This is a genomic window from Rhodococcus sp. 2H158 (genome assembly GCF_053764755.1).
In genome coordinates this window covers 109,555-134,483 of record NZ_JBSNCE010000005.1, presented here as the reverse complement: position 1 = coordinate 134,483, position 24,929 = coordinate 109,555, and the positions used below count along the sequence as shown (strand labels likewise).

The following is a 24,929-nucleotide window of genomic DNA, read 5'->3' as shown; positions in this document are numbered from 1 at the left end:
GGAGCGGACCCGCCGTCGACGGAACCGGACGCCGGGCACGTCCGCAGGTACATTGACGCCCGTGAGCACCTCGGACGCCGACCCCGGTTCGGTGCTCCTGCTCGCCCTCGTCGCGGCCCTCGCGGTGCTGCTCGCGCAGCGTCGGTGCGCGCCGCCGGGGCGGCTGGTGTGGTGGCCCCCGCCGGGGCGGCTGCTGTGGCCGCCGCCGGTGACCGCGCTCGTGCTGTGGCTCGTCGTCGCGGTCCCGTCGCTGCTGCGCCTGGCCGTGCCGTCGCTGCTCGGGACGTTCGGGCGCGACCCGCTGCGGATCCGCGCCGAGGACGAATGGTGGCGGGTCCTGACCTCGGTGCTCGTGCAGGACGGCGGCGTGTTCGTCACCCTGGTGAATCTGCTTCTCCTCGCCGTCGTCGCGACCGTCGCGGTGCGGGTGTGGGGCCCGGGCCGGGCGGTCGGGTTGTTCGCGGTGAGCCAGCTGCTGTTCGGACTGTTCACCGCGTTCGTGTCGCCGTCGACCGGTGCCGGCAGCTCGGGCGCGTCGTTCGCGGTCGCGGGGTCGATCGCGGGCCTGTGGCTGGCGGTCGGCGCCCGCGGGGCCGTGCTCGCGGCCGCCGTCGGCATCTGCCTCGCCGGGGCGGTGCTGGTGGTGGCCGGTGACGGGCACGGCGTGGCCGTCCTCGTCGGTGTGCTGCTCGGCGCGGTGCTCGGGACGGTGGCGCCGCCGCGCCGCGCCGCCCTCGCGGCGGCTGTGCGATCCTGACCGACGTGTCTTCGCTGCTTCGTTCCCTCAACCCCCTGGCCGTCGCGCGCGGCGACGACCTGCCCGACGCGGTCCGCATCGACGGCCACACGCTCTCGCGCAGCGACATCCTCGGCGCGGCCGGTGCCCTGGCCCGCCGCATCGGCGGAGCCGAACGTCTCGCGGTGCTCGCCGCGCCGACGGCGACGACGGTGATCGCGGTGGTGGGCTGCCTGCTCGCCGGGGTCACCGTCGTCCCGGTGCCACCGGACTCCGGTCCCGCCGAACGGGAGCACATCCTGCGCGACTCCGGAGCTCAGGCGTGGCTCGGGGACGCGCCGGACGAACCCGGCCTTCCGGTGGTGCCGGTGCGGCTGCACGCCCGCGACTGGCACAGCCACCCGGAGCCCGATCCGTCCCGCACGGCGTTCGTGCTGTACACCTCCGGCACCACCGGCGCGCCGAAGGGCGTGCTGCTGAGCCGCCGCGCGATCGCGGCCGGGATCGACGCGCTGGCCGAGGCGTGGGACTGGACCGAACGCGACACCCTGGTGCACGGGCTGCCCTTGTTCCATGTGCACGGCCTGATCCTCGGCGTGCTCGGTCCGCTGCGCGTCGGCAGCCGGCTGGTCCACACCGGCAGGCCCACCCCGGAGGCGTACGCGCAGGCGCACGGCACCCTGTACTTCGGGGTGCCGACGGTGTGGTCGCGCGTCGTGGAGGACGAGGAGTCGGCGAAGGCCCTGAGCGGTGCGCGGCTGCTCGTGTCGGGCAGCGCGCCGCTGCCCGTCCCGGTGTTCGAGCGTCTGCGCGAGCTGACCGGGCTGACCCCGATCGAGCGGTACGGGATGAGCGAGACGATGCTGACGCTCAGCACCCGGGTGGACGCGGAGCGCCGGCCCGGATGGGTGGGCACTCCGGTGCGCGGAGTCGAAACCCGGCTGCGCGACGAGCACGGCAACGACGTCCCCCACGACGGGGAGAGCATCGGCGGGCTGCAGGTGCGCGGCCCGATGCTGTTCGACGGCTACCTGAACCGTCCCGACGCGACGGCCGCGGCGTGGACCCCGGACGGGTGGTTCGTCACCGGCGACGTCGCGGCGATCGATCCGGGCGGGTTCCACCGCATCGTCGGTCGCGAGTCGACGGACCTGATCAAGTCCGGCGGCTTCCGGGTCGGGGCCGGCGAGATCGAGACCGTGCTGCTCGGCGATCCGTCCGTGCGGGAGGTCGCGGTGGTGGGCGTCCCCGACGAGGACCTGGGCCAGCGCATCGTCGCCTTCGTGGTGCCCGCACCGGACGGCCCGGCCGTCGACCCGGGCGCGCTGATCGAGCTCGTGGCCCGTCAGCTCTCCGTGCACAAGCGGCCGCGGGAGGTGCGGGTGGTGGACACCCTCCCGCGCAACGCGATGGGCAAGGTCCAGAAGAAGCAGCTGCTGACCTGAGTCTCGGCCCGTCGTCGCCGCCGGGTGTGAGCCACGTCTCTGCGGGCCCTTGTCCGATTCGCCCGGGCCACGTACCTTCCTACGGCAGAGTAAGTTCGTCTCTTTCCGGAGTCATGGGGGGTTCCGCGGAATGTCGGTGTCCGAATACGGTTCGCGGTCCGGGGTGGCGTTCGTCGTCGACGGACGGCCCGCCTCGGTCCCGCTGCGGGACCTGCGCGCCGTCGCCCGCAAGCTGGTCGCACACTTCGCGGACAACGTCGCGCCGTGTTCGCTGCAACCGGGCGAAGCCCTGCGCGGCGACGTCACCGAGATCACCGTCCGGTGCCTGCGCCTGGCGATCCAGGTGCTCGACGCGGGGGAGCTGCCGACCGACGCCGACCTGTCGGAGCTGCGCAGCAGCGCCGCCCAGTGGGCGCGCGCCGGGTTCCGTCTGGAATACATGCTGCGCATCTACCACGAGGGCATCCGGCTGGGCTGGGAACTCGTCACCGCCCGGGCCCGCGAGGGCGACGTCGAGTCGGTCGCCGCGGCGTCGCGGCTGTGGATGGCGCTGCTCGAACGCGTCACCGTCGCCGCGACCACCGGGTTCGTCGCCGAGCTCGAGGCGATGCGCCGCAACCGCGACGTCGCGGCCCAGGAACTCGTGACGGCCCTGCTCGGCGGGCAGGACGCCGCCGCCGTCGCGCGCCGGTCCGGGCTCGAGCTGGCCGAGCGGTACACGGTGCTGGGCGTGCGGCTGGGCCGGCACCCGGACGAGCGCAACCCGCACGTGCGGCCGGAGGTCGTCGCGCGGCGTACCCTGCGGCGGCTCGAGACCGAGCTGGATCGGGTGTGCGACGGCCGGCAGCTGACCATGCTCGGACCCGAGGGCGGCACCGTGCTGCTCGGCGACACCCCGGCCGAGCACATCCGCACCGCGCTCTACGAGCGGGTCGCGCGCGCCGCGGGGGTGCCGCTGACGGTCTCGCTCGTCGAGTCCGACGTCCCGGGCATCCCCGCCGCGGCGCACCAGGCGCACGAGCTGCTCGAACTGGTCGGCCATCTGCGCCGGCCCGCGGGCGTGTACCGGATGCAGGACCTGGCGTTCGAGTATCAGCTCACCCGGCCCGGGCCGGCCCGCGAACACCTCGTGCGGGTGCTCGAACCGCTGGCCGACGCGCCGGAGCTGGTCGAGACCCTCGAGACCCACATCGCCCACGAACTGAGCCGCCAGCGCACCGCGCGGAGCCTGCACGTGCACGCCAACACCGTGGACTACCGGCTCAAGCGGGTCGCGCAGCTCACCGGGTTCGATCCCACCGTCCCTTCCGGGCTGCGGCACCTGCACGCCGCGCTCGTCGCGCGGCGCCTCCAGAGCGGAGCGGCAACCGGCGGCTCACCTTCCGACGGCACGTGATACCGGACCGTTACGATGTGGCGCAGATCATGACGACGGTGTGTGCCGCGCGGCCCGGCACCGGCAGGGGAGGACCAACCACATGGCAGGAGGCCGCCACAGCGTGCGGACGGCACGTGACGGCCGATCGACCCGGGTTGTCGTAGTCGTCGGAGCGGTGGTGGTGGCGCTCGCGGCGGCCGGAGTCGGCGTCGTCCGCGCCCTGGCCGGGGGATGCGACACCGTCGAGCAGTACAGCCTCGCCGTGGCTCCGAGCATCGAACCGGCCGTGAGTTCCGTCCTTTCGGGGAACGCGGACACCCGCTGCTACGAGTTCACGGTCGACACCGCCGAACCGGGGGACGTCGCCGGGCTGCTCGGCAAGGGGATCGACGCGCCCGACCTGTGGATTCCCGATGCCCGGTGGTGGGCGAGTCGCGCGGCACCGACCGCCGCGGGGCCGGTACAGATGATCGCCGGGGCGGTCGCGAGCACCCCCGCGGTGCTCGTCGGGCCCCCGGGGGCGGTTCCGCAGGTGTCCACCTGGCGCGCCGCCCTCGCGATCCCGGATCTGGTGCTGGGCAACCCGCTGCGGACCGGCGTCGCCGCCGCCCCGATCCGGGCGGCCCTGGCCGAGACCCAGGACGACCCCGTCGCCGTCGGCACGGTGCGCACCGCCATGGTGCCCCTGGCCCAGAAGGAGAGCATCCGCACCGAGGAGGCGCCCAGCGGCGCCGACCTGCTGGCGACGATCGGCGCCGACGGCATCGGCGTCGCCACCGAGCAGCAGGTGCTGGCCTTCACGACGGCGAACGAGTCGGCCCTCGAGGCGCGGGTACCGGACAACGGCAGCATCCTGCTGGAGTATCCGGTGGTGGTGACGTCGCCCGTGCCCGACCGGCACCATCGCGCGACGGACGCCGCACGGGTACTGATCGAGGTGCTGGGCACGGAGAAGGCCCTCGACGTGTTCCACGACCACGGGTTCCGCGGGCCCGACGGCGAGCCGCTGCCCGACGGCCGCGGCATCGGGGGCGTGCCGCTGCTGTCACTGCGGGACGAGGCGATGGCGGAGGAGGCGCTCGGCGCCTGGTCGCTGATGGCGTTGCCGATCCGTACGCTCGTCGCGATCGACGTGTCCGGTTCGATGCGGTTTCCGGCCGGCGACGGCACCCGGATGGACCTGACGGTGCGGGCCGCCCTCGCGGGCAATGCGATGTTCCCCGACAGCGTCTCCGCCGGGCTGTGGGCGTTCTCGCAGAACCTCGGCGGTGACGGCCAGGACTATCTCGAGCTGGTGCCGATCCGGCGGTACGACACCGACGTGGACGGGCGCACTCAGCGTGAGGTGATGGCGGCCCAGGCGGAGAAGGTGCCCGGTCTGGTCGGGGGTGGCACCGGCCTGTACGACACGACCCTCGCGGCGTTCCGCGCCGTGCAGCAGAGTTACGACCCGCGCGCGGTCAACAGCGTCATCGTCCTCACCGACGGAGCGAACGAGGATCCGGACAGCATCACCGAGGCGCAGCTCCTCGAGATCCTCGCGCGGGAGCAGGACCCGGCGCGGCCGGTGATCGTCGTGACGATCGGCATCACGGAGGACGCGGACGCGCAGACCCTCGCCGAGATCTCCCGCGTGACCGGCGGCTCGAGCTACGTCGCCCGCGACCCCGCGGACATCGCGAACGTGTTCGTCAACGCCCTCGCCGACCGCGGCGAGCGCTGAGGCCGCCGGCCGCCCCCGGAACTACCGCGCCGCGGTGCGGGACCGGCTCCGGCGCTGCCACAGCCGGGACACCGCGGCGATGAACAGGAACAGCACCGCCGTCGAGGCCAGCTGTATCCGCGCGGCGGAGTCGAACAGCATGAGCACGATGAACGCGCCGAGCATGGCCAGGGTCAGCCAGCTCAGGTAGGGGAACGCCCACATCCGGACGGTGAGGCGGCCCTCCTGTTCGAGCGTGGGCCGCAGCCGCAGGTGCGAGACGACGATGAAGATCCAGATCGCCAGCAGGGCGGAGCCGACCGCGTTGAGCAGGATGCCGAGGATGTCCTCCGGCAGCCACCAGTTCAGCAGGACCGAGACGAACCCGAAGAACACGGACAGCAGCACGGCGTTGCGGGGAACACCCGTGCGGGAGAGCTTCGCGAGCACGACCGGGCCGTCGCCGCCCCGGGCGAGGGAGTACGCCATGCGCGAGGTGCCGTAGACGTTGGCGTTGAACGCCGACAGCAGGGCGATCACCACGACGAGTTCCATGAAGCCCGACACGTACGGCAGGCCGGCGATGTCGAGGACGCTCACGAACGGCGAGGTCTCCCCGCTCGCCGACGTCCACGGCAGCACCAGCACCATGATCGAGATCGAGCCGAGGTAGAACAGGCTGATGCGCCACACGACGGTGCGCACCGCCGTCGCGATGGACCGCTCGGGGTCGCGCGACTCGGCCGCGGCGATGGTGACGATCTCGATGCCGCCGAACGCGAAGGCGACGGCCAGCAGGCCGGCGGCGATACCGGCGAGCCCGTTGGGGGCGAATCCGTCGCCGTCGCCGAGCAGGTGTGTCAGTCCCACCGGCTCGGTGTCCGGCAGCAGACCGAACACCAGCAGCACGCCGATGACGAGGAACGCGATGATGACCGCGACCTTCAGCGCCGCGAACCAGAACTCGAATTCGCCGAAGTTGGCGACCTTCGCGAGGTTCACCACCGCGAAGAACGTGACGAACACCAGGGCCACCACCCATTGCGGCACGCCCGGCAGCCAGCTGCTCACGATCGCCGAGGCGCCGGTGATCTCCACGCCCAGCACCATGATCAGCATGAACCAGTAGAGCCAGCCCATCGTGAAGCCGGCCCATTCACCGATGCCGATGCGGGCGTAGTGGGAGAAGGATCCGCTGGCCGGGAGGGCCGCTCCCATCTCGCCGAGCATGCGCATCACGAAGACGATCATGATGCCGGCCAGGACGTAGGAGACGATCACCGCGGGTCCGGCGGCGGCGATGCCGACGCCGGACCCGAGGAACAGGCCTGCGCCGATCGCGGAACCGAGTCCCATCATCGTCAGGTGCCGGACCTTGAGCCCGTGCTCGAGGTGGTCGACTTCGGTGAGTGTGTGCTCGGTTTTCGACACGATCGGTTTCTCTGGGTCAGTCGTTGGCGTGCAACGCCGCATTCAGTTCGACGCCGGTGCCCTTGGTGGGAACCACCTCGACGGCGCCGCTGACCGAGTTGCGGCGCAGCATCAGGTTGGAACGGCCGTTGAGGTCCTTGGCCTTGACGACGGTGCCGTCGGGGCCGCTGACCTTGGTGCCGGCGGTGACGTACAGGCCGGCCTCGACAATGCAGTCGTCGCCGAGGGAGATGCCGACACCGGCATTGGCGCCGAGCAGGCAGCGCTTGCCGATGGCGATGACCTCCTTGCCGCCGCCGGACAGGGTGCCCATGATCGACGCGCCACCACCGATGTCGGAGCCGTCGTCGACGACGACGCCGGCGGAGATGCGGCCCTCGACCATCGAGTTGCCGAGCGTGCCCGCGTTGAAGTTCACGAAGCCCTCGTGCATGACGGTGGTGCCGGCGGCCAGGTGCGCGCCGAGGCGGACACGGTCGGCATCGGCGATGCGCACCCCGGACGGCACGACGTAGTCGACCATGCGGGGGAACTTGTCGACGCCGTACACGGTCACGGGGCCACGGATGCGCAGACGCGAGCGCACCAGTTCGAAGTTGTCGACGGCGCACGGGCCGTAATTGGTCCACACGACGTTGGCGAGCAGGCCGAACACGCCGTCGAGGTTGGCGTCGTGTGGCCGGACGAGGCGGTGCGACAGCAGGTGCAGCCGCAGGTAGGCGTCGTGCGCGTCGGCCGGGGGCTGGGACAGGTCGGCGATCGTCGTGCGGACCGCGACCTGGTTGACCTCGCGCGCCTCGTCGGCGCCGACGAGCAGCGCGAAGTCCGACGGGATGTCCGTGCCCTCGAGCCGGGACGTGCCCGTTTCGCTGTATTCGCCCAGCGTGGGGGCCGGGTACCAGGTGTCGAGAACGGTGCCGTCCGCCGCGATGTTGGCGATGCCTACTGCTGATGCTCCCTGTGCACTCACGGTCGTGAAGCGTACGCGAGGCGTCGTCGTTCGCACCGGCGGCCTGGGAAATCGATCCACGTATTGTTCTTGCATGTCTGCACCGCGCCTGGACCTGCACGCCGATCCGATCGAGCTGACCGCTGCGCTGGTCGACATCCCCAGTGTCTCGCAGGACGAGGCGGTGATCGCCGACTCCGTCGAACAGGCGCTGCGCGAGCAGACCACCGGCTTCGAGATCGTCCGCAGCGGCAACGCGGTCCTCGCGCGGACCCGGCTCGGCCGGCCGAGCCGGGTGCTGCTGGCCGGGCACCTCGACACCGTGCCCATAGCGGACAACGTGCCGTCGCGGCGCGACGGGGAGCTGCTGTACGGCTGCGGCACGGCCGACATGAAGTCGGGCGACGCGGTGTTCCTGCACCTGGCCGCCACCATCGCGGACCCGGCGCACGATCTGACGCTGGTCTTCTACGACTGCGAGGAGATCGCCGCGGCCTACAACGGTCTCGGCCGCATCGAGCGGGACCTGCGGGACTGGCTGGACGCCGACGTGGCGATCCTCGGCGAGCCGACGGCCGGGCAGATCGAGGCGGGCTGCCAGGGCACCCTGCGGGTGCGGATCGCGGCGACCGGGATGCGCGCGCATTCGGCGCGGTCCTGGCTGGGGGACAACGCGATCCACCGGCTGGCCCCGGTGCTGGAGCGGCTCGCGGCCTACGAACCGCGGTCGGTGGACATCGACGGCTGCGTCTACCGCGAGGGCCTCTCCGCGGTACGGATTGCCGGCGGCGTCGCCGGCAACGTGGTGCCCGACGCCGCGGACCTCGACGTCAACTTCCGGTTCGCGCCCGACCGCACCGTCGAGCAGGCTCTCGCGCACGTGCGGGAGGTGCTCGACGGTCTCGACGTCACCCTCGAGCTCACCGACAGCTCGCCCGGCGCGCTGCCCGGCCTGGCCCACCCCGCCGCCGCGGACCTCGTCGCCGCGGCCGGCGGCCGGTTCCGGGCCAAGTACGGATGGACGGACGTCGCGCGCTTCGCGGCACTGGGGATCCCGGCGGTCAATTACGGTCCCGGCGATCCGAACCTCGCGCACAAGCGCGACGAGCACGTGCCCGTGAAGCAGATCACGGAGGTCGTCGGCACGCTGCGGAGGTATCTGGCCGCCTGACGCACGATGCGGGGCATCGGCCGGGGCGGCCCGGCGGCATCCCCTAATCTGGGCGCATGGCGCGCGACACCGACCCCGGATCCCGCGACCGTTCGAGTGCCGATGTGGTGCACCGCGGTCCCGTCCAGTTGCGCCGGGACCGGGCGACCGAGACCACGACGATGGACCAGCGCCTGCTGGATCGGCGGGGCCCCTCCGACTGGGTGCACACCGATCCGTGGCGGGTGCTGCGCATCCAGAGCGAGTTCGTGGAGGGTTTCGGTGCGCTCGCGGAGGTGCCGCGCGCGGTGGCGGTGTTCGGCTCGGCCCGCACCCCCGTCGACCACCCCGAGTACGTCACCGGCCGTGCCCTCGGGGCAGCGTTGGCGGCGGCGGGCTATGCGGTTGTCACCGGCGGCGGGCCGGGGGCGATGGAGGCGGCCAACCGGGGCGCGAGCGAGTCGGGCGGGTTCTCCGTCGGATTGGGCATCGAGCTGCCGTTCGAGCAGGCCCTCAACGAGTGGGTCGACCTCGGACTGAACTTCCGTTACTTCTTCGCCCGCAAGACGATGTTCGTGAAGTACTCCCAGGCCTTCGTCTGCCTGCCCGGCGGTTTCGGCACGCTCGACGAGCTGTTCGAGGCGCTCACGCTGGTCCAGACCCACAAGATCACCCGGTTCCCCATCGTGCTGCTGGGCACCCACTACTGGGCGGGGCTGCTCGAATGGATCCGGCACGCGATGGTCGGCGAGGGACGGATCTCGGCGAGTGACCTCGATCTGCTGTACCTGACCGACAGTGTCGAGGAGGCGGTGCAGATCGTCGTCGACGCCCATCGCGGGCAGGACGAGTCGGCGCTGTACGGAGGGGGCGGGCCGTGGTGAGCGGTTTCCATCCGTTCGAGGGCATCGGCGGCGAGCGCACCGTCGAGGCGCGGGCGGTGTGCGTGTACTGCGCCTCCGGGCCGGTCGACGAGTCCTACCTCGAGCTCGCGGCGGCGGTGGGGACCGCCATCGGACGGCGCGGCTGGCAGCTCGTCTCCGGCGGCGGCAACGTGTCGATGATGGGTGCGCTCGCCCAGGCGACGCGCGCCGCCGGCGGGCACACCGTCGGTGTGATCCCCAAGGCGCTGGTGCACCGCGAGGTCGCCGACGTCGACGCCGACGAGCTGATCGTCACGGACACGATGCGCCAGCGGAAGCAGGTGATGGAGGAGCGCGCCGACGCGTTCCTCACGCTGCCCGGCGGGATCGGCACCCTCGAGGAATTGTTCGAGACGTGGACGGCCGGCTATCTGGGCATGCACGCCAAGCCGGTGGTGCTGCTCGACCCGGTGGGGCACTACCGGGGGCTGCTGGATTGGCTCGAGGCGATGGTGCCGACCGGCTTCGTCAACCGCCACGCGCTCGACGGCCTGCAGGTCACCGGCGATATCGACGAGGCCCTCGACCGCTGCGCCGGGTGAGGGGCTTCCGCTTCGCGCCGAGGTTGCTTACTCTGCAGTAAGTTCCTGTCCGCCAGTTACCGAGGATGCCATGACCGAGTCCGGCTCGACGATCTCCCTGGTGGGTCTCGCCACCCAGCTTCCGCGAATGCTCCCCGACGCACCGAGCCTGCTGCGCGGCGCGCGGGGTCTCATCCGGCGGCCGGACGCGCGCGAGACGATCGGGTCGGTGTTCCAGCGCCTCGCGGAGCGGAACCCGGACCGGCCGTTCCTGCGATTCGAGGGCGACGCGCTCAGCTACGGCGACGCCAACGCCCAGGTCAACCGCTACGCCGCCGTGCTCACCGCGCAGGGTGTGCGCACCGGCGACGTCGTCGGCGTGCTGATGAAGAACCGTCCGGAGGCGTTGCTCGTCGCGCTCGCCACGGTCAAGCTCGGTGCCGCGGCCGGCATGCTCAATCACCATCAGCGCGGCGAGGTGCTCGCGCACAGTCTCGGCCTGCTCGACAGCCGGGTACTCGTGGTCGGGGAGGAGTGCGAGGAGGCCCTGGAGTCCCTCGACGGGGCGCCGCCGGCCGGAAAGATGCTGCGCGTCGGCGAACTCGATGACCTCGCCGTCGCCGCGGACTCCGCGAACCCCGCCGTCACCGACCGCCTGCAGGCGAAGGAGACAGCCTTCTTCATCTTCACCTCGGGCACCACCGGCATGCCCAAGGCCAGCCGGATGACCCATTTCCGGTGGCTGAAGTCCATGTCGGGCCTGGGCAGCCTGGGGGTCCGGCTGCGCCGCGACGACACCCTGTACTGCTGCCTGCCGCTGTACCACAACAACGCCCTCACCGTCTCGCTGTCGTCGGTGCTCGCCGCCGGTGCCACCTTTGCGCTCGGCCGCAAGTTCTCCGCCACCGGTTTCTGGGCCGACGCGAAGCGCAACGGCGCGACGGCATTCGTCTACATCGGGGAGATCTGCCGCTACCTGCTCAACCAGCCACCGTCGCCGGACGACCGCGACCACAGCATCCGGTTGATGGTGGGCAACGGACTGCGCTCCGAGATCTGGACCGAGTTCACCCAGCGGTTCGGCATCGCCCGCGTCGCCGAGTTCTACGGCGCCAGCGAGTGCAACATCGCGTTCGTCAACGCCCTCAACCAGCCGCGCACCGCGGGTGTCTGCCCGCTGCCGTACGCAGTGGTCGACTACGACCACGAGACCGGCAAGGCGCTCCGCGGACCGGACGGCCGGCTGCGCCGGGTCGGCCGCGGCGAGGTGGGCCTGCTGCTGGCGAAGGTCACCGACCGCGCCCCGTTCGACGGTTACACCGATCCCGAGGCGAGCGAGTCCAAACTCGTGCGCGACGGCTTCGAGGACGGCGACACCTGGTTCGACACCGGCGACCTCGTCCGCAGCCAGGGCTTCATGCACGTCGCGTTCGTCGACCGCCTCGGCGACACCTTCCGGTGGAAGGGCGAGAACGTCGCCACCACCGAGGTCGAGGCGGCCGTGTCGGCGAACGAGTCGATCTCGCAGGCGGTGGTGTACGGGGTCGAGATCCCCGGCACCGACGGCCGGGCCGGCATGGCCGCGATCACGCTCCACGACGGTGCCGAGTTCGACGGCACCGCGCTCGCGGCGCAGCTGTACCGGGCGCTGCCGTCGTACGCGGTGCCGCTGTTCGTCCGTGTCGTCGACGAACTCGAGCACACCTCGACGTTCAAGAGCCGCAAGGTGGACCTGCGCAAGCAGGGCTACGCCGACACCGGCGACGACACGGTGTACGTGCTCACCGGGCCGGAGGAGGGCTACCGGCCCGCGTACGACGGCTACGTCGAGGCCGTCGCCGGGGGCGAACTGCCGGCGGGCTGACTCCCGCTGGGCCGGTTCCTGCCCGGGCCCGCCCGCGGGTGCGTGCCAGGATGGAAATCATGACCGCCTCCGTCACCGTCTCGCCGACCCTCTGCGGCCGCCCGGTCGCCACCGACCGGGCCCTGGTGATGGCGATCGTCAATCGCACCCCGGACTCGTTCTACGACCGGGGCGCGACCTTCACCGACGACGCTGCGATGGCGGCCGTGGATCGGGCCGTGGCCGAGGGCGCGGACCTCGTCGACATCGGCGGCGTGAAGGCCGGCCCCGGCGAGGTGGTCGACGCGGCGGAGGAGACCCGGCGGGTGGTGCCGTTCGTCGCGGCGATCCGGGCCCGCCACCCCGGGCTGCTGATCAGCGTCGACACCTGGCGCAGCGACGTCGCGCGGCGCGCGGTGGCGGAGGGGGCGGATCTGATCAACGACACGTGGGCGGGTGCCGATCCGGAACTGGTGACCGTCGCGGCCGAACTCGGTGCGGGCATCGTCTGCTCGCACACCGGGGGCGCGGTACCGCGCACCCGGCCGCACCGCGTGCGCTACACCGACGTCGTCGCCGAGGTGACGCGCGAGATCGTCGCCGCGGCCGAGCGGGCCGCGAAGGCCGGGGTGCCCGGCGACTCCATCCTCATCGATCCGACCCACGATTTCGGCAAGAACACCTTCCACGGCCTCGAGTTGTTGCGGCGCGTGGACGTTCTCGTAAATACCGGGTGGCCCGTGCTCATGGCGCTGAGCAACAAGGACTTCATCGGGGAGACTCTGGGCGTGGAACTCGCCGACCGGTTGGAGGGCACATTGGCAGCGACAGCACTTGCGGCCGCGGCAGGCGCGCGCATGTTTCGGGTGCACGAGGTGGCGGCGACCCGTCGCGTGGTCGACATGGTGGCGGCCGTCGCCGGCACGCGGCCCCCGGCGCGCACCGTCAGGGGGCTGGCATGAGCACCGCGATGACCCGGCCGTGGGCCGAGGCGAACAGCTGGGACGAACCCGGATGGAGCATCGCCGAACTCGAACGCGCGAAGCGGGGCCGAACCGTGTCGGTGGTGCTGCCCGCGCTCAACGAGGAGACGACCGTCGCGGGGGTGGTGGACACCATCCATCCGCTGCTCGGCGGGCTGGTCGACGAGCTGATCGTGCTGGACTCGGGGTCCACCGACCGCACGGCGGAGCGGGCCCGCAGCGCCGGCGCCCGCGTGCTCTCCCGGGAGGAGGCGGTGCCGGGCCTCGCCCCGGTGCCCGGCAAGGGGGAGGTGCTGTGGCGCTCCGTCGCGGCCACCACCGGTGATCTCATCGCATTCGTGGATTCGGACCTGCTCGACCCCGATCCGGCGTTCGTCCCCAAGCTGCTCGGACCGTTGCTCACCGGCGACGGAATCCACCTGGTCAAGGGCTATTACCGCCGCCCGCTCCGGGTCAGCGGCGCCGAGGAGGCCAACGGCGGGGGGCGGGTCACCGAACTGGTGGCGCGGCCGCTGCTCGCGGCGCTGCGGCCGGAGCTGACGTGCGTGCTGCAGCCGCTGGGCGGCGAGTACGCCGGTACCCGGGAACTGCTGTCGGCGGTACCGTTCGCGCCCGGCTACGGCGTCGAGATCGGGCTGCTGCTCGACACCTACGACCGGCTCGGGATCGGCGCGATCGCCCAGGTCAACCTCGGCGTGCGCAAGCACCGGAACCGGCCGCTCGGGGAGCTGGGGGTGATGAGCCGGCAGATCGTCGGCACCATGCTCGCCCGCTGTGGGATCCCCGACTCGGGAGCCGGCCTGACCCAGTTCCTGGTGGACGGCGACGCGTTCGTCCCCGTCACCACGGAGGTCAGCCTCGCGGACCGGCCCCCGGCCGCCACCGTCGCCTGACGCCCTGGGCGCCCTGTCGGTGGCCCGTGCCAAGATCGGTACATGCTGACGGTTCTGCTCTACCTGCTCGTCATGGTGGTCGTCGGCACGGTGCTGTTCCTCGTGGCGAGCGCGGTGTTCGGCCGCGGGGAGACCCTGGCGCCGATCCCGCCGGGCACCACCGCAACGGCCCTGCCGGTCACCGCCGTGACCGGCGCGGACGTCCGGGATCTGCGTTTCCAGCAGGTGCTGCGGGGCTACAAGACCGCCGAGGTGGACTGGGCGCTCGACCGGCTCTCGCACGAGATCGACGACCTGCGGGCCAGGCTCGCCGCGTACGAGAACGCCGAGCGGGGCACGCCCGGCGGCGACGGTGGGGACGCCGCGGTGGGGCAGGCCGACGCATCCGTTGCGGCAGAGGCCGCAGGGGACCGCTCGGACAGGGGGGAGTAGCGATGGACGAGGACCTGGTGCGCTGTCCGTGGGCGGTGGATCCGCCGGGGTCCACGCTGTACCGGGACTACCACGACGAGGAGTGGGGCCGCGAGCTGCACGGGCGCGACGAGCTGTTCGAGCGCCTTGCCCTCGAGGCGTTCCAGTCGGGGCTGTCGTGGCTGACGATCCTGCGCAAGCGGGAGGCGTTCCGGTCGGCGTTCGCGGGGTTCGACGTCGAGGTGGTCGCCGGCTACACGGACGACGACGTCGCTCGCCTGCTCGGCGACGCCGGCATCGTCCGGAACCGGCGCAAGGTCGAGGCGGTGGTCGCCAACGCCCGGGCGGTGCTCGACCTGGACGGCACGGACCTCGACGCGCTGCTGTGGTCGTTCGCGCCGGCGCGGCGCGCCCGGCGGTTCCGCTCCGTGGCGGAGGTACCGGCGGTGACACCGGAGTCGACGGCGATGGCCCGCGAACTGAAGCGGCGCGGCTTCGCGTTCGTCGGTCCTACCACGGCGTATGCGCTCATGCAGGCCACCGGCATGGTCGACGATCACCTCGCCGACTGCTGGGTCGAGACGGACGTTCGACCAGCTTCCGGCCACATTAGGGCATAGTCAGCTACCCGGCGGTCGGCCGGATAGGGAAGAATGATGTGGCGAGCCTCGTCGAATTCCGACGAGGCCCCCACGGTAACCCACGCGCGCAAGAGTCGAGCGCAGATTTGGAGGGAGCAGAGGATGGCGGCCATGAAGCCCCGGACCGGGGACGGTCCCCTCGAAGCAACCAAAGAGGGACGAGGAATCGTCATGAGGGTTCCACTCGAGGGTGGCGGACGTCTGGTCGTCGAACTCACGCCGGAGGAAGCTGCAGCGCTCGGCGAAGAGCTCAAGGGCGTCACCAGCTAGGTGTCGGCAACCGGCGACGATTCGCCGGGTTCTCCGGGCCCCGCGCTCCACGGTGCGCGGGGCCCGTTGCTGTTCGCACTCCGGTGCTCTTCGTTTCTCGGAAGGACTGCCCGTGCTCGACGCGGTGATCGATCTGCTCGCCTGCCCGCAGTGCGAGCGGGGACTCGACCTCGACGACGGCGTGCTGCTGTGCGAGGCCGGGCACAGCTTCGACGTCGCCCGCCAGGGATATGTCAGCCTCCTCACCGGGGCCGCGACGCGGTTCACCGGCGACACCGCGGAGATGATCGCCGCGCGGGCGGACTTCCTCGAGGCGGGACACTACGATCCGCTGCGCGACGCCGTCGCCCGCGTCTGTGCCGATCGTCCCGGTGGCGACGGCACCGCCCGCGTCCTCGAGGTGGGCGCGGGCACCGGGCGGTATCTCGCGGCGGTGCTCGACGCGCTGCCGGGCAGCCGCGGCATCGGGCTCGACGTGTCCAAGCCCGCGGTCCGGCGCATCGCCCGCAGCCATCCCCGCGTCGGGGCCGTGCTCGCCGACGTATGGCGGCAGTTGCCGATCCGCAGCGGCGTCCTCAGCCACGTGCTGTCCGTCTTCGCGCCGCGCAACGCCGCCGAGACGCACCGGGTCCTCGCGCCGGGCGGTGTGCTCGTCGTCGCGGCCCCCACCTCGTCGCACCTGCGCGAACTGGTGGCCCTGCCCGGCATGGTCCAGGTGGACGAGCGCAAGACCGAGCGGCTCGGGGCGGCCCTGTCCGGCGCGTTCGAGCGGGTCGACCGCGCCGACGTGCAGTTCACCCTGGAGCTCGACCGTCCGGCACTCGGACAGCTGGCCGGCATGGGGCCCTCGGGGCACCACCTGACCGCCGAGCGGCTGGCGGAGCTGGTCGCGGGGCTGCCGGAGCCGTTCCCGGTGACCGCCTCGGTGACGGTCACCGTGTGGGAACGGCGCGAGACGCACTGAGCCGGGACGCTCAGTGCCGCGCGGCGGCGACCTCCTGGTACACCGCGAGGGTCTGCCGCGCGATCTGCGCCCAGGAGAACTCCGCGATGGCCCGCACCCGTCCGGCCCGGCCCATCTCCGTGGCCAGGGCGGCGTCGCCGGCAACCTCGTTGATAGCCGCGGCCAGCGCCTGCTCGTACGCCCGCGGCTCGTAGGAGTTGTAGTGCACGAGCCGGCCGGTGACCCCGTCCTCGACGACCTCGGGGATGCCACCGACGTCCGACGCGACGACGGCGGTCTCGCAGGCCATCGCCTCGAGGTTCACGATGCCCAGCGGCTCGTACACCGACGGGCACACGAAAACTGATGCCGCGGAGAGGATTTCACGGACCGATTCGGTGGGAAGCATCTCGCGGACCCAGAAGACGTTGCCGCGCCGGCGCTCGAGTTCGGCCACCGCCTGCTCGGTCTCGGCGGCGATCTCCGGGGTGTCCGGCGCGCCGGCGCACAGCACCAGCTGGATCCCGGGGTCCACGTCGTGGGCGGCGGCGATGAGGTGCCCGACGCCCTTCTGGCGCGTGATGCGCCCGACGAACGCGACGATCGGCCGATCGGGGTCCACCCCGATCTTTTCCAGCGCGGACGGCTCTCCCGGCTCGGCCGGGCCCGGGTGCCACACCCCGGTGTCGATGCCGTTGCGCACCACGTGCACACGGGCCGGGTCGACGAACGGATATGCGTCCAGCACGTCGAGGCGCATCCCTGCGCTGACCGCGATGACCGCGTCGGCGTGCTCGACCGCGTTGCGTTCGGACCACGAGGAGACGCGGTAGCCGCCGCCCAGCTGCTCGGCCTTCCACGGCCGGCGCGGTTCGAGCGAATGTGCCGTCAGCACGTGCGGCACGTCGTACAGCTCGGCGGCGAGATGCCCCGCGAGGCCGGTGTACCAGGTGTGGGAGTGGACGACGCCGGCGCCGCTCGCGGCGTGCGCCATCCGCAGCTCGGCGGACAGCGTCGTCAGCGCCGGGTTGGCGCCCGCCAGTTCGGGGTCGGGGCCGTGGACGAAGGCGCCCTCGCGGGGCGCTCCCATGCAGTGCACGTCGACTTCGCACAGCCGGCGCAACTGCGCAACCAGTTCGGTGACGTGCACGCCGGCACCACCGTAGACCTCCGGCGGGTACTCCCGCGTCATCATTGCCACCCGCACCGGATCAAACTATCCGGCGCGTGACGTTCCGGCCACCGATGGGCCTCTTCGCTGGCGGCGGAGGGGGGTGACGGATAGGTTGACTGTGTGAGGAGCCAGCCCCATGTGCTTGGAATCGTGCTCGCCGGCGGCGAGGGCAAACGCCTGTATCCGCTGACGGCGGACCGCGCGAAACCGGCGGTACCGTTCGGCGGTGCCTACCGACTGATCGACTTCGTACTGAGCAACCTGGTCAACGCCGGTTTCCTGCGGATCTGCGTGCTGACCCAGTACAAGTCCCATTCGCTGGACCGGCACATCTCCCAGACGTGGCGCCTGTCGGGCTTCACCGGCGAGTACATCACTCCGGTGCCGGCGCAGCAGCGGCTCGGGCCGCGCTGGTACACCGGCAGCGCCGACGCCATCCTCCAGTCGCTCAACCTCGTCTACGACGAGGATCCGGAGTACATCGTGGTGTTCGGCGCCGACCACGTCTACCGGATGGACCCCGAGCAGATGGTGAGCCAGCACATCGAGTCCGGCGCGGGCGTGACCGTCGCCGGCATCCGGGTACCCCGCAGCGAGGCGTTCGCGTTCGGTTGCATCGACACCGACGAGCAGGGCCGCATCACCCAGTTCCTCGAAAAGCCCGCGCACCCGCCCGGCACCCCGGACGATCCCAACGTCACCTTCGCCTCGATGGGCAACTACGTCTTCACCACCAAGGTGCTGGTGGAGGCGCTGCGGGCAGACTCCGAGAACCCGGACTCGGACCACGACATGGGCGGCGACATCATCCCCGCCCTCGTCGCACAGGGCGCCGCGCACGTCTACGACTTCAACGACAACGTCGTGCCGGGCGCCACCGAACGCGACCGTGGCTACTGGCGCGACGTCGGAACCCTCGACGCGTTCTACGACGCGCACATGGACCTGGTGTCGGTGCACCCGATCTTCAACCTCTACAACCGGCGCTGGCCGATCCGCGGCGCGTCCGAGATGTGGCCCCCGGCGAAGTTCGTCCAGGGCGGTCTCGCGCAGGAGTCGATCGTCGGATCGGGCAGCATTCTGTCGGCCGCCACCGTCCGCAACTCGGTGCTCAGCTCCAACGTCATGATCGAGGACGGCGCCACCGTCGAGGGCAGTGTCCTGATGCCGGGCGTGCGCATCGGCAAGGGCGCGGTCGTGCGGCGCGCGATCCTCGACAAGAACGTCGTCGTCGGCGACGGCGAGATCATCGGCGTGGACCTCGAACGCGACCGGCAGCGCTTCGCCGTCAGCAGCGGCGGCGTCGTCGCCATCGGCAAGGGCGTGTGGATCTGATCGGGGCGTGCGCCGGGGGCTAGAGCTTGGCGGCGCAGAGCAGCCCGTCGCCCACCGGCAGCAGCACCGGCGCGAGACGCTCGTCGGTCAGCACGGCCCGCGTCGCCTCTCGGACGGCGAGGACGGCGGAGTCACGCTCGCCCGGGTCCGCGACCCGGCCGCAGAGCAGCGCGTTGTGCAGCACGATGATCCCGCCCGGTCGCAACAGCCGCACGCCCTCGCGGACGTAGTGCGGATGATCGGCGGGGGTGGCGTCGACGAACACCAGGTCGTATGCCGAGTCGGCCAGCCGCGGCAGCACGTCCAGCGCGCGCCCGTTGATCAGCCGGGTACGGGAGGCCGCGACGCCCGCCTCCCGGAACGCGGTCTTGGCGGCACGCTGATGCTCGGGCTCGCTGTCGATGGTGGTGAGGACGCCGTCCTCGCGCAGGCCCCGCAACAGCCACAGTCCGCTGACGCCGGCGCCGGTGCCGACCTCGACTACCGTCCGTGCGTCGAGCATGCGGGTGAACATCGCCAGGGCCGCGCCCACTGCTGCCGGGATCGGATCTGCGCCGAGATCGAGGGCACGCTCACGCGCCAGGGCGAGGTTCTCGTCCTCGGTGACGTTCTCGACGTGGGCCAGTATCCGTTCGGCATTCGTGTGCACCCCAGTGAGGTTATCGTCGCCGGGGGCCGGTCGCAGGCAGGCGCGCACGGCGGGCGGATTCTCAGGCGATGCTCAGGTTGCTCATATCGGCACCACATCACCGTGCGTGAGGGTGTAGGTACCACATCAGACCGCACCGACAGCGCGATCGGGGGCCGGGAACAAGCCGGCGCCCTCGGGTGTTGGACGAAGACACCGACACCCACGATCAGCGGTCCCGAAGAGGAGGATCCAGCGATCCACATGGCCGATTCCCCCCAGCTCCCCAGCCCCGACGTCGAGCCCACGGCCGACGTCGAGCTCACCGGCACGGCAGTGTTCGACGCCACCGGTGACCGTGCGGTGATGCCGTCGTGGGACGAGCTGGTGCGCGAACACGGCGACCGGGTGTACCGGCTCGCCTACCGCTTGTCCGGAAACGCGCAGGACGCCGAGGACCTCACTCAGGACACGTTCATCCGGGTCTTCCGCTCGCTGCAGAACTACCAGCCGGGCACCTTCGAGGGCTGGTTGCACCGCATCACCACCAACCTGTTCCTCGACATGGTCCGGCGCCGCAACCGCATCCGCATGGAGGCGCTGCCCGAGGACTACGACCGCGTGCCCTCCGAGGGCCCCGACCCCGAGCAGATCTACCACGACGCCCGGCTCGGCGCCGACCTGCAGTCGGCCCTGGACTCGCTGGCGCCGGACTATCGTGCTGCTGTCGTCCTGTGTGACATCGAAGGCCTGTCCTACGAGGAAATCGGTGCCACACTGGGAGTCAAGCTCGGCACGGTGCGCAGCCGCATCCATCGCGGACGGCAGGCGCTGCGTGAGCACCTGCGCGAGCATGGGAAGGTCGAAGTCGGTCGAGTCGATGCGGGGTAGCCGCCAGGAGGGTTTCATGACGAGGGCACACCCGACCCGCCGGTTCGGTTCCACGGAGCACCTGGCGAGTGAGGCTGTGGCAGCGTACGTGGACGGCGAACTGCGGATGAACGCGTATCTCCGGGCGGCCGAGCACCTGGCCGTGTGCCCGGAGTGCGCCACGGAGGTCGAGGCCCAGCAGCAGGCCCGTCGCGCGTTGCGCGACGCCGCCCGGATGGCGCCGCCCCCGATGCCGAGTTCCCTCCTGGGTGCCCTCGCCGACATCCCGCAGCACCACCAGGACCTGTCCGCGCCCGGCTTCGGGGGAGTGCTGGCAGCCGACCAGTCCTGGCCCGCCGGGCGGCGCTGGCCGATCCGTTGGCGCCGTTGACGGTGCTCGCGTCCTTCCGCGCCGTGATCGGCCCGCGACGGTCGGTGGCGGTGACACCGGTGCCATCGGTGATACTGGGCACCGTGACTGACGGACACGGGGGAGACGGGCACGCGTGACAGCGGAATCAGTGGAGTCCGAGCGTCGGGCCGCCTCGACGTCGGACACGGACGGCGCTCCCGAGCCGGGCGTGTCGCACCGCGCCGACGCCCCGCGCCTGCAGCCCCGCCCGGTCTATCGCCCGGACGTCGACGCCGCCGCCAGCAGCGTATTCGGCCGGCCGGCCGGTACGGCCGGCTCGTTCGGCCGGTCCGCCGAGGAACGGGCCGCGGAGCCGCGGGTCGGCCACGGTGCGCCCGCGGATCCGGTGCTGGCCGAGGCGTTCGGCCGACCCATGGGCACCTCCGAGATCCTGCAGCGGCCTCCCGCCGATCCGGACGCCGAGACCGATGCGGACGGCCCCGAGCCCGACCCGTGGCGCGACCCCACGACGAACGTGCGCCTGGGCGCGCCCGCGCAGGCCCGCGACGAGCGCCCGCTGCCGCCCGCCCCGAAGCTCACGCTGCGGGAAGTCCTCTTCGGCGGTCGGATCGAGACCCGCGCCCTCGCGACGCTGGCGGCGGTCGCGCTGACCATCGGCATGATCGGCGGTCTCGTCGTCGCGCTGATCACGTCCGACACCGGCTCCCTCACCAGCCGCAGCGTGACGCTGGCCCAGGTGGAGCAGGACGGCGACCTGCCGACCGGGCAGGTGGCCCGCGTGGCCGACGCGGTGCTGCCCGCCGTCGTCTCCATCCAGGTCACCGTCGGCGACGAGTCCGGCACCGGGTCGGGTGTCGTGATCGACGGCGCCGGATACATCGTCACCAACAACCACGTGATCTCGATGGCCGCGACCGGTTCGGACGCGAAGATCCAGGTCACCTTCAACGACGGCACCAAGGTGCCCGCACAGATCGTCGGGCGCGACATCAAGACCGACCTGGCCGTGCTCTCCGTCGACGTGGACAACCTCACGGTCGCCGAACTGGGCCGTTCCGGGGACGTGCAGGTCGGTGAGGACGTCATCGCCGTGGGGTCGCCGCTCGGGTTGAGCAAGACCGTCACCCGCGGCATCGTCAGCGCCCTCAACCGGCCGATGCGCCTGGGCGGTCAGGGCACCGACACCGACGCCGTGATCGACGCGGTGCAAACCGACGCCTCCATCAACCCCGGCAACTCCGGCGGCCCGCTCGTCGACGCCGAGGGCCGCGTCATCGGCATCAACTCGGCGATCAAGACCGAGACCGGCGGTTCCGTCGGTCTCGGGTTCGCCATTCCCATCGACGACGTCACCGCCGTCACCCAGGAACTGATCCGCACCGGCGCGATGCGTCACCCGGAGATCGGCGTCAACGCCCGCAGCGTCGTCAACGACGTCGCCAGCGGCGCCGAGGTGGCCAACGTGCAGGAGGGCAGCCCCGCGCAGCAGGCCGGAATCGTCGAGGGCGACGTGATCGTCAAGGTCGGGGACCGCGAGGTCACCAGCGCGGACGAGCTGGTCGTCGCGGTCCACGCCCAGAAGATCGGCGACCCGGTGACGGTGCAGCTGGTCCGCTCGGGCCGTCTCGTGGACGTGCAGGTGACCCCGCAGTCCGACTGACCGTCGGCTTCCTGTTCGCTGGGAATTCGCTGTGACCTGGGTCCTCCGGGCTGCGAACGGCGCGGCACCACGTACCCTGGAGCGGTGTTCGGCAACATCGGTTGGGGCGAATTCATGGTCCTCCTCGTCGCGGCGCTCGTGGTCCTCGGCCCCGAGCGGCTGCCCGGCGCGGTGTCGTGGGTGACCAAGTCGCTGCGGCAGGTCCGCGACTACGCGTCCGGCGCGAAGGAGCAGCTGAAGGAGGAGCTGGGCCCCGAGTTCGACGACCTGCGTCAACCCCTGTCCGAGCTCAACGAGCTGCGTGGCATGACGCCCAAGGCGGTCATCACCAAGCACCTGCTGGACGGCGACGACTCGCTGCTCACCGGCAACTTCGACAAGCCCGGCACCAAGCCGGTGAGCAAGCCCGTCCCGCCGCCGCTGGCAGCCGGGGAGAAGCCCCCCATCGACTCCGACGCGACGTAGGCCGCTGCGCGGCCGGTGTGTCCTTCGGGCGGTGGGAGCAACCCAAAGGGCACACCGGCGCCGCAGGCGCCTACAGGTGGCGGGTGGTGTCGATCCCCAGCGACATGCCGGCCAGGCCGCGGCGACGCACGGCGAGCTTCTCGGCGATCTCGCGCAGCGCCGTACCCGCAGGCGAGTCGGGGGCACTGAGAACGATCGGGGTGCCGGCGTCGCCGGCCTCGCGCACCGCCGGATCGAGCGGGATCTGGCCCAGCAGCGGGACGGTCGCGCCGACGGCGCGGGTGAGCCGCTCGGAGACGGCCTGACCGCCGCCCGTGCCGAACACGTCCATCCGGGTACCGTCGGGCAGTTCGAGCCACGACATGTTCTCCACGACGCCGACGATGCGCTGGCGGGTCTGCAGCGCGATGGAGCCGGCCCGTTCGGCGACCTCCGCGGCCGCCTGCTGCGGCGTGGTGACGACGAGGATCTCGGCGCCCGGGATCAGCTGCGCGACGGAGATCGCCACGTCGCCGGTGCCGGGCGGCAGGTCGAGCAGCAGCACGTCCAGATCGCCCCAGAACACGTCGGCGAGGAACTGCTGCAGCGCACGGTGCAGCATCGGTCCGCGCCAGACCACGGGCGTGTTGCCCTGGGTGAACTGGGCGATGGAGATCATCTTCACGTCGTGCGCGATGGGCGGCATGATCATCCGCTCCACCTGGGTGGGCTTGGCATCGGTGCCGAGCATCCGCGGGATGGAATGGCCGTAGATGTCGGCGTCGAGCACGCCGACGGACAGGCCCCGCGCGGCCATCGCGGCGGCGAGGTTGACCGTGACGGAGGACTTGCCGACCCCGCCCTTGCCGGAGGCCACCGCGTAGACGCGGGTGAGCGAGCCGGGCTGGGCGAAGGGGATGACCGGCTCGGTGGAGTCGCCGCGCAGCGACTTGCGCAGCTCGGTGCGCTGCTCGTCGGTCATGACGTCGAGCTCGACGCGCACGGCGGAGACCCCGGCGACGTCGGCGACGGCCTTGGTGACGCGGTCTGTGATCTCGGTGCGCAGCGGACAGCCGGCGGTGGTCAGGTAGATGCCGACGTCGACGCTGCCGTCGCCGCCGATCTCGATGCTCTTGACCATGCCGAGCTCGGTGATGGGTTTGCGGATCTCGGGATCCTGGACCCGCGCCAGGGCGCTGCGAACGTCGGACTCGCTGACTGCCATGGCATCAATCGTAGGTGGCGCCCGATCAGTGGATGCGCGGCAGGTCCGCCGCGCTGGGGGTGACACCGGTCGAATAGGCGGCCGACCAGGCGAGCACGTTGGCAACGTATGCCATGGAGTTGTTGTAGCGATGGATGGCCTTGGTGGCCTGCGCGATGTCGTGCATGTTGTTTCCGCCGTCGCACAGGTACTTGGCGGTGGTGAGGGTGGAGTCGTACAGGTTCTGCGGGTCGGCGTCGCCGTCGCCGTCGCCGTCGCCGGCGTAGAGCTTCCACGTAGACGGGATGAACTGCATGGGGCCGACCGCCCGGTCGTAGACGGTGTCGCCGTCCAGGGCGCCGCCGTCGGTGTCACGGATGACGGCCTGGCCGCGCAGGCTACCGTCGAGGGGCAGGCCGATCACGGGTTCGAGGAGGTTGCCCTTGTCGTCGGCCTTGCCGCCCTTGGCGTGGCCGGACTCGACCTGGCCGATGCCGGCGAGCAGCGTCCAGTACATGTTGCAGCCGGGCTTCTCGGCGGCGAGGATCCGCTCGGCGTTCTGGTAGGCGGCGAAGTTGATGCCGGGGATCCCGAGGGGGCCGGGCTGCAGCGGGGCCGGGGCGGCGGGGGTGGGCTCCGGGGCGGGCGCGGGGGCCGCCGCGGGTTCCGCGGTAGGCTCCGGGGCGGTCATGAGGGCGGCTGCGGCGGCGACGTCGCGGGAGACCCCGTCGGCGACGTAGGTGGTCTCGGCCGCGGCGGTCACGGGCTCGGCCACCGCTTCGGTGTCCTGGACGCCGAACAGGGTCTTCGGGCTCGCACCGGCGCTGGTGGCGGCGGCGACCACGCCGACCGGAACCAGTCCGGTGAGGGCGATGACCGAATTGCGGCGAAGCTTGGACTCCGAAGGCTTTCTGTGCCGGCCCACTCGATACCTCCTGGGCGCCTACCCCGAGACGCTTTCGTTACATGGCGGTATCGACCATACATGAAGCGATGCCTTTCCGTTACCCTAACGTGATGTA

25 protein-coding genes are annotated in these 24,929 nt (G+C 71.6%); 19 read left to right on the top strand and 6 right to left on the bottom strand.

The genetic code is table 11. From position 1 onward, the window contains the following. Positions 1–61 precede the first annotated feature (61 nt). The 4 genes from ACWPOB_RS06495 (at position 62) to ACWPOB_RS06480 (ending at position 5,282) form a co-directional block, all read left to right on the top strand. A complete protein-coding gene (locus ACWPOB_RS06495) occupies positions 62–757 on the top strand; it encodes a rhomboid family intramembrane serine protease (protein WP_455400281.1) in 696 nt (231 codons plus the stop codon). Positions 758–762: 5 nt separating this feature from the next. Further along, positions 763–2,181 (top strand): acyl-CoA synthetase, encoded by a 1,419-nt coding sequence (locus tag ACWPOB_RS06490; protein ID WP_455400280.1) that lies wholly within the window; start codon positions 763–765, stop codon positions 2,179–2,181. A gap of 130 nt (positions 2,182–2,311) precedes the next feature. After that, complete coding sequence (locus ACWPOB_RS06485) at positions 2,312–3,577, top strand: PucR family transcriptional regulator (RefSeq protein ID WP_455400279.1); 1,266 nt, start codon at positions 2,312–2,314, stop codon at positions 3,575–3,577. A gap of 82 nt (positions 3,578–3,659) precedes the next feature. Beyond that, positions 3,660–5,282 carry a substrate-binding domain-containing protein gene (locus ACWPOB_RS06480; RefSeq protein ID WP_455400278.1) on the top strand — a complete coding sequence of 541 codons (1,623 nt, stop codon included), beginning with the start codon at positions 3,660–3,662 and terminating at the stop codon, positions 5,280–5,282. Positions 5,283–5,303: 21 nt separating this feature from the next. On the opposite strand, the gene ACWPOB_RS06475 is transcribed toward ACWPOB_RS06480, so the two are convergent. Together ACWPOB_RS06475 and dapD are read right to left on the bottom strand one after the other, a co-directional pair. Continuing rightward, a complete protein-coding gene (locus ACWPOB_RS06475; RefSeq protein ID WP_455400277.1) occupies positions 5,304–6,692 on the bottom strand; it encodes an amino acid permease in 1,389 nt (462 codons plus the stop codon). Between the two features lie 16 nt (positions 6,693–6,708). Continuing rightward, positions 6,709–7,662, bottom strand: coding sequence for a 2,3,4,5-tetrahydropyridine-2,6-dicarboxylate N-succinyltransferase (dapD, locus tag ACWPOB_RS06470; protein ID WP_455400276.1), 954 nt, complete (start codon positions 7,660–7,662; stop codon positions 6,709–6,711). Between the two features lie 73 nt (positions 7,663–7,735). Between dapD and dapE the strand changes: the two genes are divergently transcribed. From dapE to ACWPOB_RS06420, 10 genes are all read left to right on the top strand, one after another. Continuing rightward, positions 7,736–8,812, top strand: coding sequence for a succinyl-diaminopimelate desuccinylase (gene dapE, locus ACWPOB_RS06465; protein WP_455400275.1), 1,077 nt, complete (start codon positions 7,736–7,738; stop codon positions 8,810–8,812). Between the two features lie 56 nt (positions 8,813–8,868). Then, a complete protein-coding gene (locus ACWPOB_RS06460) occupies positions 8,869–9,675 on the top strand; it encodes an LOG family protein (RefSeq protein ID WP_100057720.1) in 807 nt (268 codons plus the stop codon). Beyond that, entirely contained in the window at positions 9,669–10,256 is a 588-nt protein-coding gene (locus ACWPOB_RS06455; RefSeq protein WP_100057721.1) for a TIGR00730 family Rossman fold protein, read from the top strand. The genes ACWPOB_RS06460 and ACWPOB_RS06455 overlap by 7 nt, the downstream gene beginning before the upstream one ends. 70 nt (positions 10,257–10,326) lie before the next feature. Then, the gene (locus ACWPOB_RS06450; RefSeq protein WP_100057722.1) at positions 10,327–12,099 is read left to right on the top strand and encodes a long-chain-acyl-CoA synthetase; all 1,773 of its coding nucleotides are present in this window, start codon (positions 10,327–10,329) and stop codon (positions 12,097–12,099) included. 59 nt (positions 12,100–12,158) lie between these two features. Next, positions 12,159–13,040 carry a dihydropteroate synthase gene (folP, locus tag ACWPOB_RS06445; RefSeq protein ID WP_100057723.1) on the top strand — a complete coding sequence of 294 codons (882 nt, stop codon included), beginning with the start codon at positions 12,159–12,161 and terminating at the stop codon, positions 13,038–13,040. After that, positions 13,037–13,954, top strand: a complete 918-nt coding sequence (locus tag ACWPOB_RS06440; protein WP_029542464.1) for a glucosyl-3-phosphoglycerate synthase — start codon at positions 13,037–13,039, stop codon at positions 13,952–13,954. The genes folP and ACWPOB_RS06440 overlap by 4 nt, the downstream gene beginning before the upstream one ends. A 42-nt stretch (positions 13,955–13,996) precedes the next feature. Continuing rightward, positions 13,997–14,386, top strand: coding sequence for a DivIVA domain-containing protein (locus ACWPOB_RS06435; RefSeq protein WP_455400274.1), 390 nt, complete (start codon positions 13,997–13,999; stop codon positions 14,384–14,386). Positions 14,387–14,388: 2 nt separating this feature from the next. Next, complete coding sequence (locus ACWPOB_RS06430; protein ID WP_455400273.1) at positions 14,389–14,985, top strand: DNA-3-methyladenine glycosylase I; 597 nt, start codon at positions 14,389–14,391, stop codon at positions 14,983–14,985. 123 nt (positions 14,986–15,108) lie between these two features. Then, positions 15,109–15,276, top strand: a complete 168-nt coding sequence (locus tag ACWPOB_RS06425; protein ID WP_003936084.1) for a DUF3117 domain-containing protein — start codon at positions 15,109–15,111, stop codon at positions 15,274–15,276. 112 nt (positions 15,277–15,388) lie between these two features. After that, positions 15,389–16,240, top strand: coding sequence for a putative RNA methyltransferase (locus ACWPOB_RS06420; protein WP_455400272.1), 852 nt, complete (start codon positions 15,389–15,391; stop codon positions 16,238–16,240). Positions 16,241–16,250: 10 nt separating this feature from the next. On the opposite strand, the gene glgA is transcribed toward ACWPOB_RS06420, so the two are convergent. Next, complete coding sequence (glgA, locus tag ACWPOB_RS06415) at positions 16,251–17,426, bottom strand: glycogen synthase (RefSeq protein ID WP_455400271.1); 1,176 nt, start codon at positions 17,424–17,426, stop codon at positions 16,251–16,253. Between the two features lie 87 nt (positions 17,427–17,513). Between glgA and glgC the strand changes: the two genes are divergently transcribed. Then, positions 17,514–18,728: a glucose-1-phosphate adenylyltransferase gene (gene glgC / locus ACWPOB_RS06410; RefSeq protein ID WP_037200697.1), complete on the top strand. Its 1,215-nt coding sequence runs from the start codon at positions 17,514–17,516 to the stop codon at positions 18,726–18,728. Positions 18,729–18,747: 19 nt separating this feature from the next. Here glgC and ACWPOB_RS06405 read toward each other — a convergent pair whose 3' ends face one another. Continuing rightward, a complete protein-coding gene (locus tag ACWPOB_RS06405; RefSeq protein WP_100058241.1) occupies positions 18,748–19,377 on the bottom strand; it encodes an O-methyltransferase in 630 nt (209 codons plus the stop codon). 243 nt (positions 19,378–19,620) lie between these two features. Here ACWPOB_RS06405 and sigE point away from each other — a divergent pair, with 243 nt between their 5' ends. From sigE to tatB, 4 genes are all read left to right on the top strand, one after another. Beyond that, the gene (gene sigE, locus ACWPOB_RS06400; protein WP_165042507.1) at positions 19,621–20,247 is read left to right on the top strand and encodes an RNA polymerase sigma factor SigE; all 627 of its coding nucleotides are present in this window, start codon (positions 19,621–19,623) and stop codon (positions 20,245–20,247) included. A gap of 16 nt (positions 20,248–20,263) precedes the next feature. Beyond that, positions 20,264–20,617: a zf-HC2 domain-containing protein gene (locus ACWPOB_RS06395; protein WP_185713676.1), complete on the top strand. Its 354-nt coding sequence runs from the start codon at positions 20,264–20,266 to the stop codon at positions 20,615–20,617. Positions 20,618–20,747: 130 nt separating this feature from the next. After that, entirely contained in the window at positions 20,748–22,259 is a 1,512-nt protein-coding gene (locus ACWPOB_RS06390) for a trypsin-like peptidase domain-containing protein (protein ID WP_455400336.1), read from the top strand. 84 nt (positions 22,260–22,343) lie between these two features. Next, positions 22,344–22,724 (top strand): Sec-independent protein translocase protein TatB, encoded by a 381-nt coding sequence (gene tatB, locus ACWPOB_RS06385; protein ID WP_006938788.1) that lies wholly within the window; start codon positions 22,344–22,346, stop codon positions 22,722–22,724. A 70-nt stretch (positions 22,725–22,794) separates the two neighbouring features. Here tatB and ACWPOB_RS06380 read toward each other — a convergent pair whose 3' ends face one another. Further along, entirely contained in the window at positions 22,795–23,928 is a 1,134-nt protein-coding gene (locus ACWPOB_RS06380; RefSeq protein ID WP_455400270.1) for an Mrp/NBP35 family ATP-binding protein, read from the bottom strand. 25 nt (positions 23,929–23,953) lie between these two features. Beyond that, entirely contained in the window at positions 23,954–24,832 is an 879-nt protein-coding gene (locus ACWPOB_RS06375; protein ID WP_455400269.1) for a lytic murein transglycosylase, read from the bottom strand. Positions 24,833–24,929 lie beyond the last annotated feature (97 nt).